Origin of the sequence: Bradyrhizobium sp. HKCCYLS1011, from assembly GCF_051167795.1 — a bacterium.
Taxonomy (GTDB): domain Bacteria; phylum Pseudomonadota; class Alphaproteobacteria; order Rhizobiales; family Xanthobacteraceae; genus Bradyrhizobium.
In genome coordinates this window covers 102,629-120,147 of record NZ_JBNPTT010000013.1, presented here as the reverse complement: position 1 = coordinate 120,147, position 17,519 = coordinate 102,629, and the positions used below count along the sequence as shown (strand labels likewise).

16 protein-coding genes are annotated in these 17,519 nt (G+C 63.8%); 14 read left to right on the top strand and 2 right to left on the bottom strand.

Features of this window, described 5'->3' with window-relative positions:
• Window positions 1–52 precede the first annotated feature (52 nt).
• From ACQR1W_RS34585 to ACQR1W_RS34540, 10 genes are read left to right on the top strand one after another with little or no spacing between them, the layout of a single operon-like run.
• Entirely contained in the window at window positions 53–991 is a 939-nt protein-coding gene (locus tag ACQR1W_RS34585; RefSeq protein ID WP_434854958.1) for an NAD-dependent epimerase/dehydratase family protein, read from the top strand.
• The gene (locus ACQR1W_RS34580) at window positions 988–1,596 is read left to right on the top strand and encodes an SIS domain-containing protein (protein WP_035982336.1); all 609 of its coding nucleotides are present in this window, start codon (window positions 988–990) and stop codon (window positions 1,594–1,596) included. Before ACQR1W_RS34585 ends, ACQR1W_RS34580 begins: the two co-directional genes overlap by 4 nt.
• 11 nt (window positions 1,597–1,607) lie before the next feature.
• A complete protein-coding gene (locus ACQR1W_RS34575) occupies window positions 1,608–2,606 on the top strand; it encodes an NAD-dependent epimerase/dehydratase family protein (protein ID WP_434854957.1) in 999 nt (332 codons plus the stop codon).
• A gap of 48 nt (window positions 2,607–2,654) precedes the next feature.
• Window positions 2,655–3,503 carry a transketolase gene (locus ACQR1W_RS34570; protein WP_008970987.1) on the top strand — a complete coding sequence of 283 codons (849 nt, stop codon included), beginning with the start codon at window positions 2,655–2,657 and terminating at the stop codon, window positions 3,501–3,503.
• Complete coding sequence (locus ACQR1W_RS34565) at window positions 3,500–4,423, top strand: transketolase family protein (RefSeq protein ID WP_434854956.1); 924 nt, start codon at window positions 3,500–3,502, stop codon at window positions 4,421–4,423. The genes ACQR1W_RS34570 and ACQR1W_RS34565 overlap by 4 nt, the downstream gene beginning before the upstream one ends.
• Window positions 4,424–4,431: 8 nt before the next feature.
• Window positions 4,432–5,469, top strand: coding sequence for a zinc-binding dehydrogenase (locus ACQR1W_RS34560; protein ID WP_434854955.1), 1,038 nt, complete (start codon window positions 4,432–4,434; stop codon window positions 5,467–5,469).
• A 15-nt stretch (window positions 5,470–5,484) separates the two neighbouring features.
• A complete protein-coding gene (locus ACQR1W_RS34555; protein ID WP_434854954.1) occupies window positions 5,485–6,102 on the top strand; it encodes a hypothetical protein in 618 nt (205 codons plus the stop codon).
• Window positions 6,089–7,132 (top strand): aminoglycoside phosphotransferase family protein, encoded by a 1,044-nt coding sequence (locus ACQR1W_RS34550; RefSeq protein WP_434854953.1) that lies wholly within the window; start codon window positions 6,089–6,091, stop codon window positions 7,130–7,132. Before ACQR1W_RS34555 ends, ACQR1W_RS34550 begins: the two co-directional genes overlap by 14 nt.
• Before the next feature lie 28 nt (window positions 7,133–7,160).
• Complete coding sequence (locus ACQR1W_RS34545) at window positions 7,161–7,823, top strand: class I SAM-dependent methyltransferase (RefSeq protein WP_008970982.1); 663 nt, start codon at window positions 7,161–7,163, stop codon at window positions 7,821–7,823.
• The gene (locus tag ACQR1W_RS34540) at window positions 7,820–8,893 is read left to right on the top strand and encodes a glycosyltransferase family 2 protein (RefSeq protein ID WP_434854952.1); all 1,074 of its coding nucleotides are present in this window, start codon (window positions 7,820–7,822) and stop codon (window positions 8,891–8,893) included. Before ACQR1W_RS34545 ends, ACQR1W_RS34540 begins: the two co-directional genes overlap by 4 nt.
• Window positions 8,894–8,912: 19 nt before the next feature.
• Here ACQR1W_RS34540 and ACQR1W_RS34535 read toward each other — a convergent pair whose 3' ends face one another.
• Window positions 8,913–10,121, bottom strand: a complete 1,209-nt coding sequence (locus ACQR1W_RS34535) for a methyltransferase domain-containing protein (protein ID WP_434854951.1) — start codon at window positions 10,119–10,121, stop codon at window positions 8,913–8,915.
• A 77-nt stretch (window positions 10,122–10,198) separates the two neighbouring features.
• The gene (locus ACQR1W_RS34530) at window positions 10,199–10,735 is read right to left on the bottom strand and encodes a WbuC family cupin fold metalloprotein (RefSeq protein WP_434854950.1); all 537 of its coding nucleotides are present in this window, start codon (window positions 10,733–10,735) and stop codon (window positions 10,199–10,201) included.
• A 582-nt stretch (window positions 10,736–11,317) separates the two neighbouring features.
• On the opposite strand from ACQR1W_RS34530, the gene ACQR1W_RS34525 reads away from it, so the two are divergent.
• The 4 genes from ACQR1W_RS34525 (at window position 11,318) to asnB (ending at window position 17,486) form a co-directional block, all read left to right on the top strand.
• A complete protein-coding gene (locus ACQR1W_RS34525) occupies window positions 11,318–13,003 on the top strand; it encodes a hypothetical protein (protein ID WP_434854949.1) in 1,686 nt (561 codons plus the stop codon).
• 206 nt (window positions 13,004–13,209) lie between these two features.
• A complete protein-coding gene (locus ACQR1W_RS34520; RefSeq protein ID WP_434854948.1) occupies window positions 13,210–14,112 on the top strand; it encodes a sugar nucleotide-binding protein in 903 nt (300 codons plus the stop codon).
• 5 nt (window positions 14,113–14,117) lie between these two features.
• Window positions 14,118–15,377, top strand: a complete 1,260-nt coding sequence (locus ACQR1W_RS34515; RefSeq protein ID WP_434854947.1) for a methyltransferase domain-containing protein — start codon at window positions 14,118–14,120, stop codon at window positions 15,375–15,377.
• Window positions 15,378–15,515: 138 nt separating this feature from the next.
• Window positions 15,516–17,486: an asparagine synthase (glutamine-hydrolyzing) gene (gene asnB / locus ACQR1W_RS34510; protein ID WP_434854946.1), complete on the top strand. Its 1,971-nt coding sequence runs from the start codon at window positions 15,516–15,518 to the stop codon at window positions 17,484–17,486.
• Window positions 17,487–17,519: the final 33 nt, after the last annotated feature.

The window sequence follows — 17,519 nt, the reverse complement described above, 5'->3', positions numbered from 1 at the left end:
GCGCCCGAGGCGAGATCGGGTGGGCAACAGGCGAGCGACGGGGAATCGGCAGATGAAGATATTCGTGACCGGTGCGTGCGGCTACAAGGGAAGCGTGCTGGTTCCCAAGCTCCTGAAAGCGGGCCACCAGGTCGTCGCCTTCGACATCATGTGGTTCGGCAACTTCCTCGATCCGCATCCGGACCTGACGGTTGTCAAAGGCGATGTCCGCAATCCCGACGAAATCGATCTCACCGGCGTCGACGCGATCATTCATCTGTCGAGCGTCGCGAACGATCCCTGCGGCGATCTCGACCCCAAGCTGACCTGGGAAATCTCCTGCCTCGCCACGATGCAGCTCGCCGACCGCGCCTACCGCCACGGCATCAAGCGTTTCATCTACGCGTCATCGGGCAGCGTGTATGGCGTGAAGGAAGAAGAGCAGGTCACCGAGGATCTCGAGCTGCTGCCGATCTCCGAATACAACAAGACCAAGATGTGTGGCGAACGCATCGTGCTGTCCTACAAGGACGACATGGTGGTGCAGATCGTGCGGCCCGCCACCGTTTGCGGCTACTCCCCCCGGCAGCGTCTTGACGTCTCCGTCAACATGCTGACGATGCAGGCCCTGATGAACGGGCGCATCACGGTGTTCGGCGGCGACCAGACCCGCCCCAACATCCACATCGACGACATCACCGACCTCTATCTGTTCCTGCTCGATCACCCCGAGCACACCGGCATCTACAATGCCGGCTTCGAGAACATCTCGATCCTCGACATCGCCCACATGGTCGCCAAGCATGTGAAGGCGGAGATCGTGGTGACGCCTTCGAACGATCCGCGCAGCTACCGGGTCAATTCCGACCGCCTGCTCGCGACCGGCTTCCGCCCGAAGAAGACGGTGGAAGACGCGATCAAGGAAATCATCGGGATGTACTCGCAGGGGCAGCTCAAGAACGAGGACCGCTGGTACAATCTCAAATGGATGGAGAAGGAGGTCGTGAAATGAATGTTCTGGCCTTCAAGACCCCCGGAAGCCTGTTCGCTGACTACACCAGCCGCTTCAGCACCGTTCTGAAGGATTTCGATTGGAGCCCGGTCGAGAAGCTTGCGTACGATCTGCGCGACTGCTGGCAGACCGGCCGTCAGGTCTTCTTCTGCGGCAATGGTGGCAGCGGCGGCAACGCCAACCACCTCGCCAACGATTTCCTGTACGCGTTGTCGAAGACCCCGGGGTCCGGCCTGCGCGTGCATTCGCTGTCCTCGAATCCCTCGGTCATCACCTGCCTCGCAAATGACGAAGGCTATGACCAGGTGTTTTCGCTGCAGCTCGCAGTGCTCGCTCGCAAGGGCGACGTTCTCATCACCTTCTCCGGTTCCGGCAATTCGCCGAACATTCTGAAGGCGCTGGAGGAGGCGAAGACAATCGGCATGACCAGCTACGCCGTGCTCGGCTTCTCCGGCGGCAAGGCCAAGGCGCTCGCCGACGTGCCGATCCACTTCGCTGTCAACGACATGCAGATCGCCGAGGACGCCCAGATGGTGATCGGCCACATGATCATGCAGTGGCTGTACGCCCAGCGGGCTGACATCACCCCTGCGCGTGAGGCCTGACGGACCAAACGATGGCGGGACACGAAAAGTACCTGATCCTGGGCTCGAACTCGTTCTCGGGCGCGACCTTTGTCGACTTCCTGGCGGCGGCCGGTCACGACGTGATCGCGACCAGCCGCTCCGACGAGCCGCACGACGCCTTCCTGCCTTACAAATGGCAGAAGCGGGCAGGGAGCGTGCGCTTCCATCGCGTCGATCTCAACCACGATCTCGAAGCGCTCAAGGCGCTGCTGGCAGCCGAGCGACCCACCCACGTGGTGAATTTCGCCGCCCAGAGCATGGTCGGCGAGAGCTGGCTCTATCCTGACCATTGGATGATGACCAACGTCGTCTCCGCGGTGCGGCTGCACGACCTGCTGCGCAACTATGATGGCCTGGAGCGCTACGTCCACGTCACCACGCCCGAGGTCTACGGTTCGACCGAAGGCTGGGTCCGCGAGGATGCGCCGTTCAATCCGTCGACGCCCTACGCGGTCTCTCGCGCGGCCGGCGATATGAGCCTGCGTACCTATTTCGCCAACTACCAGTTCCCCGTCGTCTTCACCCGCGCGGCCAATGTTTACGGACCCGGGCAGCAGCTCTATCGCATCGTGCCGCGCACCATCGTGGCGGCGATGACCGGGCAGAAGCTGCGTCTGGATGGCGGCGGCAAGTCGGTGCGCGTGTTCATCCACATGACCGACGTGTCGGACGCGACCGTGAAGATCGGCCGGAAGGGCACGCTCGGCGAGACCTATCACATCTCCGGCTATGAGCTGGTTTCGATCCGCACGCTGGTGGAGATGATCCTCGCCCGTCTCGGCAAGAAGTTCGAGGATTGTGTCGAGATCGGCCCCGAGCGCCCGGGCAAGGACACCGCCTATACGCTCGACAGCTTCAAGCTGCGCACCGAGCTCGGCTGGCGCGACACCTTTTCGCTGGAGCAAGGCATCGACGACGTGATCGCCTGGGCGCGGCGTTTCGAGCGCGACATGGCGAAACTGCCGACCAAGTACGACCACAAACCCTGATGACGACCCCTGCGCTTCCCGCTTCGGGCGGCGCCACTGGAGAGCACGATGAACGTTGCAGTCCGGAGCACAGCAAACGCCCCCGACGCCGCGGCCCTGAAGGCCCAGGCTGCGAGGCTGCGCGGCAAGATCATCGAGATGTCGCACAAGGCGCAGGCCGCCCATCTCGCCTCGTCGCTGTCCTGCGCGGACGTGCTGACCGCGGCCTATTGGCACGTGCTCAACATCGATCCTGGCAAGCCCGCCGATCCCTTGCGCGACCGCTTCATCCTGTCAAAGGGGCATGCGGCGGCGGCGCTGTTTGCGACCCTGGCGATGAAGGGCTATTTCCCGATCGAAGAGCTCGACACCTATTGCCAGGATGGCGGCCGGCTCGCCGAACATCCGCCTGCGAACCTGTTGCCGGGGGTCGAGGCCGCTACCGGCTCGCTCGGCCACGGCCTGCCGCTCGGCTGCGGCATGGCGCTGGCGGGCCGCATCAAGGGCGAGAGTTTCCGCGTGTTCGCGCTGCTCTCCGACGGTGAAAACAATGAGGGCTCGGTGTGGGAGGCCGCGATGTTCGCCGCCGCCCAGAAACTCGAAAACGTCTGCGTTGTCGTCGACTACAACAAGTGGCAGGCGACTGCGCGATCGAACGAGACGCTGATGCTGGCACCCTTGCGCGACAAATGGGCAGCGTTCGGCTGGGATGCGCATGAGATCGACGGTCACGACGTCGGCGCGCTGGCGGAAGCCATGCAGAACATCCCGAATGGCTCCGGCAAGCCGGTGGCGTTGATCGCGCACACCGTGAAGGGCAAGGGCGTCTCATTCATGGAAGACGACAACAACTGGCATTATCGCGCACCGACTGCCGAGGAAGTCGTCAAGGCGAACAAGGAGCTTGGGCTGGCATGAGAAACGCATTTGCCGACGAGCTGACCAAGCTCGGCAATGAGGACAGCCGCGTCGTCATGCTCTCGGGCGACATCGGCAATCGCCTGTTCGACAAGTTCAAGGACAAGCATCCCAGCCGGTTCTTCAACTGCGGCGTCGCCGAAGCCAACATGATGGGCGTCGCGGCCGGCATGGCCATGAACGGCCTGCGCCCAGTCGCCTACACCATCACGCCGTTCGTCACCACGCGGTGCCTGGAGCAGATCCGTACCGACGTCTGCTATCACGAGGCGCCGGTAACCATCGTTGCGGTCGGCGCCGGCCTTGCCTATTCCGGCCTCGGCCCGACCCACCACGCCTGCGAAGACATCTCGTTCCTGCGCTCGATCCCGAACATGGTCGTGATCTGCCCGGGCGATGCGTTCGAGGTCCGCGGCGCGCTCCGCGCGGCCATGCAGCAGGACCGGCCGGTCTACATCCGCATGGGCAAAAAGGGCGAGCCGGTCGTGCACAAGGGGCCGATCGCCGACTTCAAGATCGGCAAGGCGATCACGATCGAAGAGGGCTCCGACGTCTGCCTGCTCTCGACCGGCAACATGCTGCCCGAGGCGATCGAGGCCGCGCACAAGCTCAAGGAAAAGGGCATTTCCGCCGAGGTCGTCAGCTTCCACACCGTCAAGCCGCTCGACGAAGAGAAGCTGAAGCAGGCGTTCGGTCGCTTCAAGCTGGTTGCCACCATCGAGGAGCATTCGCTGATCGGCGGCTTTGGCGCCGCGGTCTCCGAATGGCTCGCCGACACCGAAACGCAGCACAAGAAGTTCCTGCGCTTCGGCACGCCCGATGCCTTCTTCAAGAAATCAGGCGAACAGGAATATGCCCGCGAGGTGCTGGGACTGACCGGTCACCAGATCGCGGACAAGATCATCCACGCGTTGAACTGAGACATCACATGAAGACCCAAGCTGCCCTCCTGGTCCAGACCGGCCAACCTCTCGTGCTGGCCGAGATCGAGACGCCCGCGCTGAAGCCGGGCCAGGTGCTGGTCGAGATCGCCTATTCCGGCGCCTGCGGCACCCAGGTGATGGAATGGCGCGGCGACAAGGGCGAGGACAAATGGGTCCCACATTGCCTCGGCCACGAGGGGACCGGCACGGTGCTGGAGGTCGGCAGCGCGGTGACCAAGGTCAAGCCGGGCGACAAGGTCGTGCTGTCCTGGATCAAGGGCAGCGGCATCGAGGCCGGCGGCGCCGTCTATGATTGGGATGGCAAGAAGGTCAATGCCGGCGGTGTCACCACCTTCCAGCGCCACTCGGTTGTCAGCGAGAACCGCCTGACCTTGCTGCCGCCGGACCTGCCGATGGACGTTGCGGTGCTGCTCGGCTGTGCGGCGCCGACCGGCATGGGCGCGGTCTACAACGTGCTCAAGGCGCAGCCGGGCGATGCGGTCGCCGTGTTCGGCACCGGCGGCATCGGGCTGAACGCGCTGATGGCAGCGGCGCTGGCCGGCGCCATGCCGGTGATCGGCATCGACCCGAACCCGACGCGTCGCGCGTTGGCCCAGCTCTATGGGGCGACCCATGTGATCGACGCGGCCGGCGACGTGCTGGCGGAGATCAAGAAGATCGTGCCGCAGGGCGTTGATCTCGCGGTGGAATCCTCCGGCATCCCAGCCGTCATGGAGCAGGCCATCAATTCCACCCGCCAGCAGGGCGGCCGCGCGGTGGTGATCGGCAATGCCAAGCATGGCGCGGTGCTGCCGCTCAATCCGGGCGTCTTCAACCAGGGCAAGAGCCTGCTCGGCACCTGGGGTGGCGATAGCGTGCCGGATCGCGATTACGGCCGCTATGGGCGGCTTCTGAGCTCCGGCCGCTTCCCGGTGCGGGATCTGCTGTCCAAGCCCTATAGTCTGGCCCAGGCCGATCAGGCGCTGCAGGATTTGGCCGCCGGCAAGGTCGGCCGTCCCCTGATCGACATGTCGTTGCGCTGAGGTTCTGGTGGGGCGATGCGGATCGGGATCGACTTCGACAACACGATCGCCTGTTATGACGGCGTGTTTCATGCGGCCGCGCTCGAGCGCGGCCTGATCCCGGCCGACCTCGGCCGCGACAAGAACAGCGTTCGTGACCACCTCAACGGAAGCGGCCGCAAGGACGATTTCACCGAGCTGCAGGGCTACGTCTACGGCGCCCGCATGGATCTGGTGTCGCCATATCCTGGCTTTGGCGACTTCATCGCCGCGGCGCGCCGGACCGGCCACGACCTCTTCATCGTCAGCCACAAGACCAGGCATCCGATCCTCGGCCCCAAGCACGACATGCACGCCGCGGCGCGCGGCTTCCTGACCGATCGCGGGCTGATGGGGCAGGGCGGTGAGCAGATCCCGTCGGATCAGGTGTTCTTCGAGCTCACCAAGGACGAAAAGGTTGCCCGCGCCCGTGCGCTGTCCTGTGAGGTCTTCATCGACGACCTGCCCGAAATCTTAGGCATGGACGGCTTCCCGGACGGCATGCGCAAGATTTTGTTCGATCCGGAAGGCCAGTTCGCTAACCCGGCCACGCCCTACGAGCGCCGCGGATCCTGGGCGGAAATCGCTGCGGATTTCGCCCGTGAACGCGTCTGAGGCAGTCCCCGAAACGGACGCCACGCTGATCGCGCTCGCACAGCGGCTGACGGCGGCGGCCAACAAAGCCGCGCCGCGCGCGCTGACGCGGCTGGCCGGCGGCCGCAACAACCAGGTCTACCGGCTCGACACCGATGGCGGCCCGCTGGTGCTGAAGCGCTACTTCACCGATGCGCGCGACAGCCGCGACCGGCTCGGTGCCGAATGGAGTTTTGTCAGCCATGCCTGGTCGCGGGGGATCCGCGTCGTCCCCGAACCGCTGGCGTGCGACCGTGCGGAGCAGGCGGGCCTCTATGGTTTCGTCGAGGGCCGCAAGCTCGCCGCGTCCGAGCTGACGCCGGACCATATCGAGGCGGCGATTGATTTCGTGCTCGCGGTAAATGAACGGCCGCGTCCCGCCCTAGCGGCGGGCTCGGAAGCGTGCTTCTCGCTGGCCGATCATATCAGCACCATCGAACGCCGCGTGGCGCGCCTCGCCAAGCTTGACGATGACGTGCCGCATGTGAGCGAGGCGCGAAAGCTCGTTCCGCATCTGCAACTGACGTGGGACGCCGTGAAGGCCCGGATTGGCGAACGTGCGATCGTCGAAGGGCTCAAGATGGATCAGGCGCTCAGCATCGAGCAGAGCTGCCTGTCGCCGTCCGATTTCGGCTTCCACAATGCGCTGATCGACGACGCCGGCAAGCTCACCTTCCTGGATTTCGAATATGCCGGCCGCGACGATCCGGCCAAGCTGGTGTCGGATTTCTTCTGCCAGCCGGAAGTCCCGGTGCCGCTGTCATTGCATGGCCATTTCATCGATCGGCTGGCGCAGGGCCTCGGCCTTGATGCGGCCGGCGTCGCGCGCTGCCGCCTCCTGCTCGATGCCTACCAGATCAAGTGGACCTGCATCATTCTCAACGATTTCCTGCCGCTCGGCGCCGCCCGGCGCGCCTTTGCCGACGCCGGGGCCTGGGCCGAGCGCTGCGCCGCCCAGCTCGCCAAAGCCAAAGCGAAGCTCGCTCTGGTCCGCGCCGACGACACACCTTAAACGACATCCTCACATCCGGAGCGTTCTCATGGCCTATCGCGAGTTCGTCAGTCTCGTCCACAAATCGACCAAGCGCGATTATCTCGCCCGCGTCACCCAGCGTGACAAGGCCGATGTCGCGGAGATGGCGATCAAGTTCGACTACGACTACTGGGACGGCAGCCGCGAGACCGGCTATGGCGGCTACAAATATGACGGCCGCTGGCGCAAGGTCGCCGACGCGATGATCGCGGCCTACGGCATCAAGCCGGGCATGCGTGTGCTCGACGTCGGCTCCGGCAAAGGGTTCATCCTGCATGATTTCCGCGAGGCCATTCCGGATCTCGAAGTCGCCGGCATCGACATCTCGTCCTACGGCATCGAGCACACGATGGAAGACGTCAAGCCGTTCTGCCAGGTCGGCTCAGCAGCGAAGCTGCCCTTTCCCGACAACCATTTCGACCTCGTCATCTCCATCAATACCCTGCACAACCTCTACAACTACGATCTCGACTCCGCCCTGCGCGAGATGGAACGTGTCAGCCGCGGCGGCAAATATCTCTGCGTCGAGGCCTATCGCAACGAGCGCGAGAAGGTGAATTTGATGTACTGGCAGCTCACCTGCCGCATCTTCCACACTCCGGAGGAATGGGAGTTCGAGTTCAAGCGCTCGGGCTATACCGGCGATCACGAATTCATCTTCTTCGAATGAGCGCCACCAACTCGCCGCAGGCGGAGTCGCCGACCGACGTTGTCGAGAACCCGTCGAGGGCCGTCCGGCTCTCGGTCGTGATTCCGAATTACAATCATGGTTCGCTGGTCGGCGATGCTATCCGCGCCTTTGCGCAGCAGGAGCCGGCGCCGGACGAGATCATCGTCGTCGACGACGGCTCGACCGACGACAGCCTTGCGAGGCTGGCCGCGCTGGCGTCGGAGTTTCCGACGCTGCGGGTGCTGGCGCAGGAGAAGAACCAGGGCACGGTCGCGGCGCTGAATCGTGGCTTGCAGGCCGCGCGCGGCATCTTCATCAATTTTGGGGCTGCTGACGATCTTACCCATCCCGGGCTGTTCAAGGCCACCCTGTCGGCGCTGGAACGTCATCCCGAGGCGGTGCTCGCCTGTACTGAAGGACTCGCCGTTGATGTGACGCGCCCCGACAGCGCGCAGCCTAGGCCGCCGATCGTGCCGGCTTACGAGGAGGCCTATCTTGGGCCGGGCGAGGTCGCAGGCCTGCTTCGCTACGCCGACAATTGGCTGCTTGCCGGGACGGCCGTCGTCCGCCGTGCGGCGATCATCGATGCCGGCGGGTTCGATCCCGTGCTGAGGTCGTTCGCCGATGGCCTTCTGTTCAAGCAATTGGCCTTGCGGCACGGCTTCTGTTTTGTCCCGACGGTCGGCATGACCTGGAAGATCAGTCCGTCGGGCTATTCGCGGTCGGAAGCTGCTGATCTGTCGCGCAGCTTCGAGGTGATGAATCAGTCGATCGCGCGGATGAAGGCTGATCCGGCGTTCCCAACCTGGTATCCGGAGGTGTTCGAGCGGCGCTGGCGCTTCGCATTAGCGCGGGTCGCACTCTCCGCGCGACCGATGCGCAAGGCCACGCTCTTGCAGCTGGTGCGAGGACCGGTCGGCCGCATCGTGCTCAATGCCGCGGCGGCTCTGGACGGCGCCGTGGGACGCATCATCGCTCTCGCCTGGTTCGTCCTGCAGGAACGGCCAATGTCGCTCCTGGCGCTGGTCAGGACGGCCTGGTTCCGCCGCGCGCGGCACGCGCCGCGCTGACACGAACGCTCCAAGCGGATCAGAGCGCCAGCGAGAAGATCGAGCGCGGGCTCGCCCGCAAGATCGAGGCGAACTTGCCGCCCGCCGCAGCCACGGCGCTGTTGCGCTCGATCACCCGGTCCTCGCTGCTGACCGAAAGAGCCAGCAGGCACAGCTTGATGCCGCGCTCAGCCAGCGCCGCCGAAGGGAGGATCGGCAGGCGCGCGCCCGGCAGATATTTGCCGATCTTCTGCGGCGTGTCGTCGGCAACGAAGTCGATCAGGTCGGCAACGTCCAGGAAGTTGGCGAAGGCGCAGGCGAGATGGCCGGCGCCGAACAGGGCGATCGGGCCTTGCTCGGCGCGGAACTTGGTGAGCTTTGCGCGCAGTTCGTGACGCGTCGGCTCGAAATCGGCGGCATAGCTTCCGAGCAGCTGCGACTGGCTCGCATCGGTCGGTTGATCTCGCTTGACCGGACCGGGGAGGCCGACCTTGCGCGCGAGCTGCACGATGGAATTCTCGAAGGGCAGCGGGAACACGTCCATGCGGATCGGCTCAAAGCCACCCATGGTGAGCACCGGCGCGAAGGTTTCGGGAGTGAAGTAGAGCGAATGCTCCTCCCACGGCATGCAGTAGTCATGCAGCCGCAGGCTGTTGGTACAGTCCGGGATCTCCACCATCACGATGCCGCCGGGTTTCACCAGCGCCGCGATGCCCCCGACGAAATCATGCAGGTTTTCGGCATGTTCGAGAATGTGGCGGACGATCAAGACATCAGCAGCACCGCGCCTGTCCGCGATCGCGGCCATGCGCTCGGGTGTGGTCAGCTTCTGAACCGTCTCGATGCCGCAGGTGGGATTGGTCAGGCCAAGATCGCCGTCGAGCGTGACCCGCCAGGTCCGTTCGAACCCTTTGCGACGAAACCGGTCGATCGTGGTGTCATCCTTCGATGTCAGCGCGCCGATCACGCTGTCCGTGGTCACCCCAGGGAGCGCCACGATCTGCTCGACCACCTGGTCGAGATGCTCTTCCGGCTCGCGCGCGAACAGCCAGTCGTACGGCGGAATCAGCGCCTCATGCGACACTGGCTTCATCAGCTGGATGGTGCCGCAGGTCACGCATTGGCCGAGCACCAGGTCCACCGCATGTTCCGGGGTGTCCTTCTCCGGCAGGAAGAACGACGCCACCGGGTGGCTTCCCAGGTCCAGCGCCTGCTTGACCTCCTGAGCACCACAAACCAAACACGCCATCTGCGCGATTCCTCTTCAGACGTCTGCCGATCGCAGCTAGATGCCCGACTTGGCAGGATGAGTAAACAGGGCCCGTGTCAGCGTCCCGGATTGCCTGGGGCCAAGCCGGCGAGGTACGCATGTCCGGCCGCCGGGTCGGTTTCCGGGGGGGCCCAACTCGCCGCTTCGCTGGAGGTCGGATCGAATGGACCGATCGTGGTTTCCAGGAACACCAGCCATTCCGAGCGGAAGATCAAGGTATGAAAGATGCCCGGCGGCATCTTGTAGAAGAAGCGGCCGCCCTCGGCCGCGGCCGACATCGTGAAGCGCTCCGTCAGCTGTCCATCTTGGTCGAACAGGAGGGTCTCGCAGTTTCCTTCGATGATCGCCAACGTTTCGGAACGGCGCAGGTGACGGTGGGGGCGCACATAAGAGGACCGGTGCATGACGATCAGCATCTCCTGCTGGAGATCGTCAGACGATGCGTGAAAACAAAGGCGGCAGCGTCGCCGGGTTGATTTCGCGGCCTTGTCCTTCAAGAGCTGCACGATGCTGTCGTCGACAGCGAGGAAACCGCCATCCGAGTACAGCACCTCGGGCGAAACTTCGCGCAATCGGTGGTCCGGCTGGTCCATGCATTCGTCCAGAAATGCGGTGACTTGTCCACAGCTCGCCGGCGATGGCGCGATCCCGGGGCCGTGCGGTGGTCGGAGCTTTGCCCGCCCGCATAAAGGACTTTTGGGTCCACTGCAACGTCGCGAAGCGGAGTTTTGCTAGAGTTTGACCGGCGTTTCTGCTTTACCCTGCTTGGAATATGGAGCGTTGGCCCTGGCTGCCGTGACCGAGCAAGGGCGGCCGTTCGTTGCGCTTGCCAAGCGGAAGGCGTGGCAGGTCCGTCTCACGAAGGCTTTTCGAGGCGTTTTTAGAGAATGAAGGTCAAGTTTCTGACGGCGATCTGGGGAGCTCGTTACATCGACGAGTTCGCCCGCGTCTCGCTACCGTCCTATTTGTCGTCTCATAACCTGCCCTGGGTGGCGGAGGCAAACGAACTCGAAGTCGTCGTTCTGACGTCTGCCGAGGGGCGGGTGCATTTCGAGCAGCAGCCGATCATGGCCCGGCTGAAAGCGCTTTGCCCTGTGCGGTACATTCTGATCGATGATCTCATCGCTGGCGGCGCCTACGGCGTGACGCTGACCGCAGCCTATGCGCGCGGCATCATGGACAGCGGCAGCGAGCAGACCAACACCTGCTTCGTGTTCATGAACTCGGACTTCGTGCTGGCAGATGGATCGCTGCGAACGCTCGTCAACAAGGTTGCGGAGGGGCATCCTTGCGTGAAGACGCCGTCCTTGCGCGCTGTCGCGGAGACTGCTCTGCCGTCGTTGCTGAAGGCGCTGTCACCGGATGGATTTGAGCTGACGCTTGCGCCGCGCGATCTGGTCCGCATCGTGCTCAACAACCTGCACCTGACTGTCACGGCCAAGACCATCACGCAGAGCCTCATCACCTGCACCAGCCATACGCAGATCTACTGGCAGGTCGACGACGACACATTGCTGTGCCGCCATCATCTGATCTTCATGATGGCAGTCAAGCCCGAGGTGCCGCTGACACCGCTGAACTCCTACAGCGACTATGGCTTCATGCCCGAGCTGGTGCCGTCGCGGAAATTCGCGTTGCTTGGTGACTCCGACGAATTCTTCGTAGCCGAGCTGCAATCCTCGAGTTCCGAACGCAACCTTGTGCGGGGCGGCCAGGCCAGCGTGGGCGCGATCGCAGCCGAGCTCTCCAACTGGACCACCGCCGAACATCGGCGTTTTGCGGAGCTGGATGTCGTCTTCCATGCCGCTGATTCCGGCCCGGAGCTGGATCGTGCTCGCGCCCGCGCCGAGCAGTTCATGACTGAGCTGAAGTCGAAGATGACGCGCGAGCCGATCGACCATGTCGACCACCCGTATTGGCTCGCTGGCGTTCAGTATTGGGCATCCCTGAAGTTCGTCCAGTCAGGCCGGGAGGTCGTGCTTCCTCCGGAACTGCGCCGTCGCGATACGGTCGGGGGTTGGAGGAGGCGTATCGTTCCTCTCTACAGCGAGCTCATCGGCTGGATGCGTCGCCGGACGCGTAGCATCCCCGACGTCCCGATCTGGCATTACCAATGGCTGGATTCTCGCCTCCTGCTCGACTGGATCGCTGATATCAAGCAGCGATCACCGCGCGTGCTTCTGGTTGGCAGCGCCTCGAGTCCCCTTGCATCTTCCCTGCCCAAGCATCTGCCGATCGACATGCACGGGATTGCCAGGGTGCCCGACGCAAGTGTTGACGAGGGACGTTCCGCCGTTGCCGATGCCCGCTATGATGCCGTTTTGGTCCACGTATCGAGCGACGGAATTGCAGGCATTTCGGAGAAGTTGCAGGCTGCCGAATCGCGCCTTACCCCGGGCGGCGTTCTGGCGATCTTCCTCGAACATCAACCTGGCGATCTCGATGGAGGCGATCTCGCGCACGCGCTTCCGCAATTCGTCGAACAGGTCATGCCCCCCAACTGGGTAGCTTATCAGTACGACGGTCGCTTTGCAGGAGGCAGGGTCAAGTTCCTGCTGCGACAGTGGGAGCGGAACCTGGCCCGCTATGTGTGGCCTCTAAGTCTCAGGCGCCTTCCCGTCAATCTGCTCGCGGTAGTCTCCTGGGCCGCGATAGCGGTCCTGACGAGCGCGAACAACGTCCGGATGCGAAAGCAGCTCCGCAGCGGCGCATTTCCCTCGCATTGCAGCAGCATGCTGATGACACGAAAACGGTGGGGTTCCGGGAGGCTGGCTGTCGATGCCGGCCAGATCCCCCCTGCGTCAGCCGATGGGGCCATTCCTGAAGGGGCTCCTGCGAATCGGCTGTCTGGGACGGGCTAGCGACCAGATCTGAGTTTGTCTTGCTGCCCGTCCGAGTATCGAGCTGCGAATGCGGCAATTCGACGGAACGGCGATCTCGCTGGGTCTCTCGGATCATTTGCAGTGGCACGCATTTCTGGCTAACCAGACGGCGCAATGGTGCAAGTGACGGTTGCGGTTTACGACGAGTGCACAGCGGACAAGCATCTGCTTCCGGGGGATGAATCATGACTGATAACGCCGCATTTTTGGTCATTGGCGGCGACAGCCTGGTGGGCGGCAGCGCCATCGGCGCCTTGCGGAAGCGGGGCCATACCGCCTACGAAACCACGCGGCGGGCCGACACTGTCACGCCGTCGCGCTTGCTCCTGGACTTCGAGAGCGAGACGCCCTTCCGCGCGCCCGCGGGGATCGACTATGCCTTTCTGATCGCGGCGGCGACCAACTATGACCGCTGCGAAAAGGACCCGATGGCGCGGGTCATCAATGTCGAGCTGATCCCGAGGACCATCGCCTCGCTGCTCAAGCAGGGGCTGTTCGTGACCTATATCTCGACCAATTCCGTGTTCGGCGGTGAGCGGCCGTGGCCGCAGGAAGACGACCCGCATCAGCCTGGCATCGCCTATGCACAGCAGAAATCAGACAGCGAAGCAGTGGTGCGGCGTGCCGCAGAACGGCTGAACGCGACCGATCGCCTCAACATCGTGCGCCTGACCAAGATCATGAATGCCGGCGTGTCGCCACTGCCGGCGTGGTTTGCAGCTTGGGAGAAGGGGCAGCCGATCGAACCGTTTTCCGACCTGACCTTCGCACCGATGTCGGTTCGCTTTGTCGGAGAGGCTCTGGCGCGGATCGGGGAGCAGCGCGTTCCGGGAAATCTGCATCTGTCCGGCGCTGAAAACGTCAACTATGTCGATTTCGCCCACAAGCTCGCCAACCGGCTTGGGGTCGATGCCAGCTTGATTCGGCCGTCGACCGCGGTAGAGAAGGGGATCAATATTCCCTTCAAGCCGACCTATAGTGGATTGGGCATGCGCAGAACGACGCAGCTGTGCGGGATTCCTCCTCAGCCCCTCGATGACTTGATCGAAGACTTGATCGCCGACTACCAGGCTCAACGAAAGGCTTGAATGCTATGACCGTGACAAAGCGCCAGACGTGCCGCCTTTGCGACTCCAAGAACGTCGAACGCGTCGTCGAGCTTTCGCCGATCCCGCTTTCGGAAAATTATTCCCACGATCGCAGCGTGGCGGCGAATGCGGCCCGCTATCCCGTTGACGTCTACATGTGCGGCGATTGCGGCCATGTCCAGCAAACGGATATCATCGATCCCAAGACGCTGTGGGATTCCTACACCTACTATTCCGGCGATGCCAAAGGCATGCCGGAGCACTTCCAGAACGTCGCGGCCAAGGCCATGAGGGCCTCCAGCGCGCCGCAGGGTTCGCTCGTCGTCGACATCGGCAGCAATGACGGCTCGCTGCTCAAGCCGTTCAAGCAGGCCGGCTATCGCGTGCTCGGCATCGATCCCGCGACGGACGCGGCGCAGCGCGCAAATGATGCGGGGATTCCGACCATCACCTCGCTGATGACCCGCGACCTCGCCAAGCGCATTCGCGAGGAGCATGGGCCGGCGCACATCGTCTGCGCCTTCAACGTGTTCGCCCATGCCGACGATCTCGGCGAGATGGTGGATTGCGTGCGCACCATGCTGGCCCCCGACGGCCTGTTCTTTTTCGAGGCGCAGTATCTGCTCGACATCGTCGACGGCGTGCTGATCGCGACTCTGTTCCACGAGCATCTCAGCCACCATTCGGTCAAGCCGCTGATCAAGTTTCTCGACCGTCACGGGCTCGAACTGATCGCGGTCGAGCGCGCGCCGATCCAGCACGGCTCCCTGCTCGGCACGGTGCAGCTCAAGGGCGGCAGCCGGCCTGTCGAGGATTCGGTCAAGCAGCTGGTCGCGCTGGAAGGCGAACGGAAGCTCGACCAGCTCGAGACGCTGCACGCCTTCGGCAGCAAGGTGAAGCAGCTCCGCGCGCGAACCGCGGAACTGGCGGCCAAATTGAAGGCGGACGGCAAGACCATCGCCGGCTACGGCGCGGCCCGCAGCGGCCCAACGCTGATGATCCAGCTCGGACTGACCGGCAAGATCGACTACATCGTCGATGATCACCCGCAGAAAGTTGGCCGCCATGAGTCCGGCGACGGCATCCTCGTGGTGCCGACGGCGGAGCTGCTCAAGCGCATGCCTGACTACACCATCATCCTGGCCTGGGTGCATTCCAAGAAGATCATCGAGACCAATCAGGACTATCTGCAAAAGGGCGGGCATTTCATCGTGCTGTGCCCGGAGACCCGCGTCGTCGGCAAGGATGGCGACGTCAAGGTTTGAGAAACGAACCGCGATACGTTCCTGACAGGCTGCAAGTTTGGGCATTTCGCTATTGCGGCCTTCGCGTGTGAGGTGTGAGAGTAGCCGTCAGGACAGCCAGAGGCCATTAGGACCAGTGAAGGAGCGATAGGTCTTCCGATGTGCGGGATAGCGGGCCTGTTTCGCCCCGGTGGCGCTGATGAGAGCCTGCTTGCGGGTTATGCCGGCCGGATGACGGAGGCACTGGCCCATCGTGGTCCGGATGCCTCGGGATTTTGGACGCTTGCGGAGGCGGGGATCGCCTTCGGACATCGGCGGCTCTCGATTCTCGATCTGTCCGCGGCCGGTGCGCAACCCATGCGCAGCGCCTGCGGCCGCTTCACGGTGACGTTCAACGGCGAGATCTACAACCACCTCGACATCCGTGCCGAGCTGGAGGCGGCCGGCGCCGCGCCGAACTGGCGCGGCCATTCCGACACCGAAACACTGCTTGCGGCCGTCAAGCAATGGGGCGTTGCGGCAACGCTCCAGCGGATGATCGGCATGTTCGCTCTCGGCCTTTGGGATGCCGAGGCGCGGACGCTGACTTTGGCGCGCGATCGCTTCGGCGAGAAGCCGCTGTATTACGGCTGGAGCGGCGCCGATCTCGTATTCGGCTCCGAGTTGAAGGCGCTTGCGGCGCATCCCGATTGGGCCCCGTCGATCGATCGTGCGGCGCTGACCGCGTTCATGCGCTATTCCTACGTGCCGGCGCCGGCCTCGATCTGGAGCGGAATTCGAAAGCTGCCGCCGGGATCCTTCGTCACCTTCGGCGCCGACGCCATGCCCGGCAGCCTGCCGCCGCCGCAGGCCTATTGGTCCCTGCGTGACCAGGTCGTCGCCGCGCAGCACACCCGTTTCAGCGACGAGCGTGAAGCAACTGACGAGCTCGAACGATTGCTGTCGGTTGCGGTCAAGCGGCAGTGCCTGTCGGACGTGCCGCTCGGCGCTTTCCTGTCGGGTGGCATCGATTCCTCGACCATCGTCGCGCTGATGCAGGCGCAGGCCAGCCAGCCGGTGCGGACCTTCAGCATCGGCTTCGCCGAAGGCGCCTATAACGAGGCGGAGGACGCGCGCAAGGTCGCAGCCCATCTCGGCACCGCGCATACCGATCTCTATGTCGATGCGAAGACCGCGATGGACGTGGTCCCCAAACTGCCGCGGATGTACGACGAACCATTTGCGGACTCGTCGCAGATCCCGACTCATCTGGTGTCGCAGCTGGCACGCCAGCATGTCACGGTAGCGCTGTCGGGTGATGCCGGCGATGAATTGTTCGGCGGCTACAACCGGCATGTCTGGGGCGGGGCGCTCCAGGCGCGCTTTGGCCGCATGCCGGCGCCGCTGCGGCGGGCCATGGCTGTGCTGCTGGGAGCGATCGCTCCCGAGCCGGCCGATACGATTTTCAAGGTGCTGCAGCCGCTGTTGCCGGCGCGGTTGAAGGTGCGGCACCCCGGCGATCAGGTGGCCAAGCTTGCGCGCATGATCGGAGCCGATTCCTTTGATGAGATGTACCGCTCGCTCTGTTCGATCGACGGCGATCCAGCTCGGACGGTTCTGGCCGGCAACGAGAGCAGAAGCTGGGCGTTCGAAGAAATGATGCAGGTCGGGGTGGACCTCGATCCGCTCGACCGCATGACGTTGGCCGATTCCTTGAGCTACCTCAGCGACGACATCCTGCAAAAGGTCGACCGCGCGGCGATGGCCGTGGCGCTCGAAACGCGGGTGCCTTTCCTGGACAAGGACGTCGTCGAGTTTGCCGCGCGGGTGCCGACGCGCATGAAGGTGCGGGAGGGACGCGGCAAATGGCTGGTGCGGCAGGTGCTCGACCGGCACGTCCCCGCTGAACTGATCGACCGCCCGAAAACCGGCTTCAGCATCCCGCTGGATGGCTGGTTGCGCGGACCACTCAAATCCTGGGCCGGTGACCTGTTGTCACCGGCGCGGCTGAAGCGGCAGGGCCTGTTCGAGCCGCGGCGCGTGGAAAAAATGTTCGGCGAGCACCTGAGCGGCCGGCATAATCACGCCTATTGGCTGTGGAACGTGCTGATAGCAGAGGCCTGGCACGACAGCTGGGTCGCAGCGCGATAGATCGGCCAGGCCAGGCAAACAACAAAGGCAGGC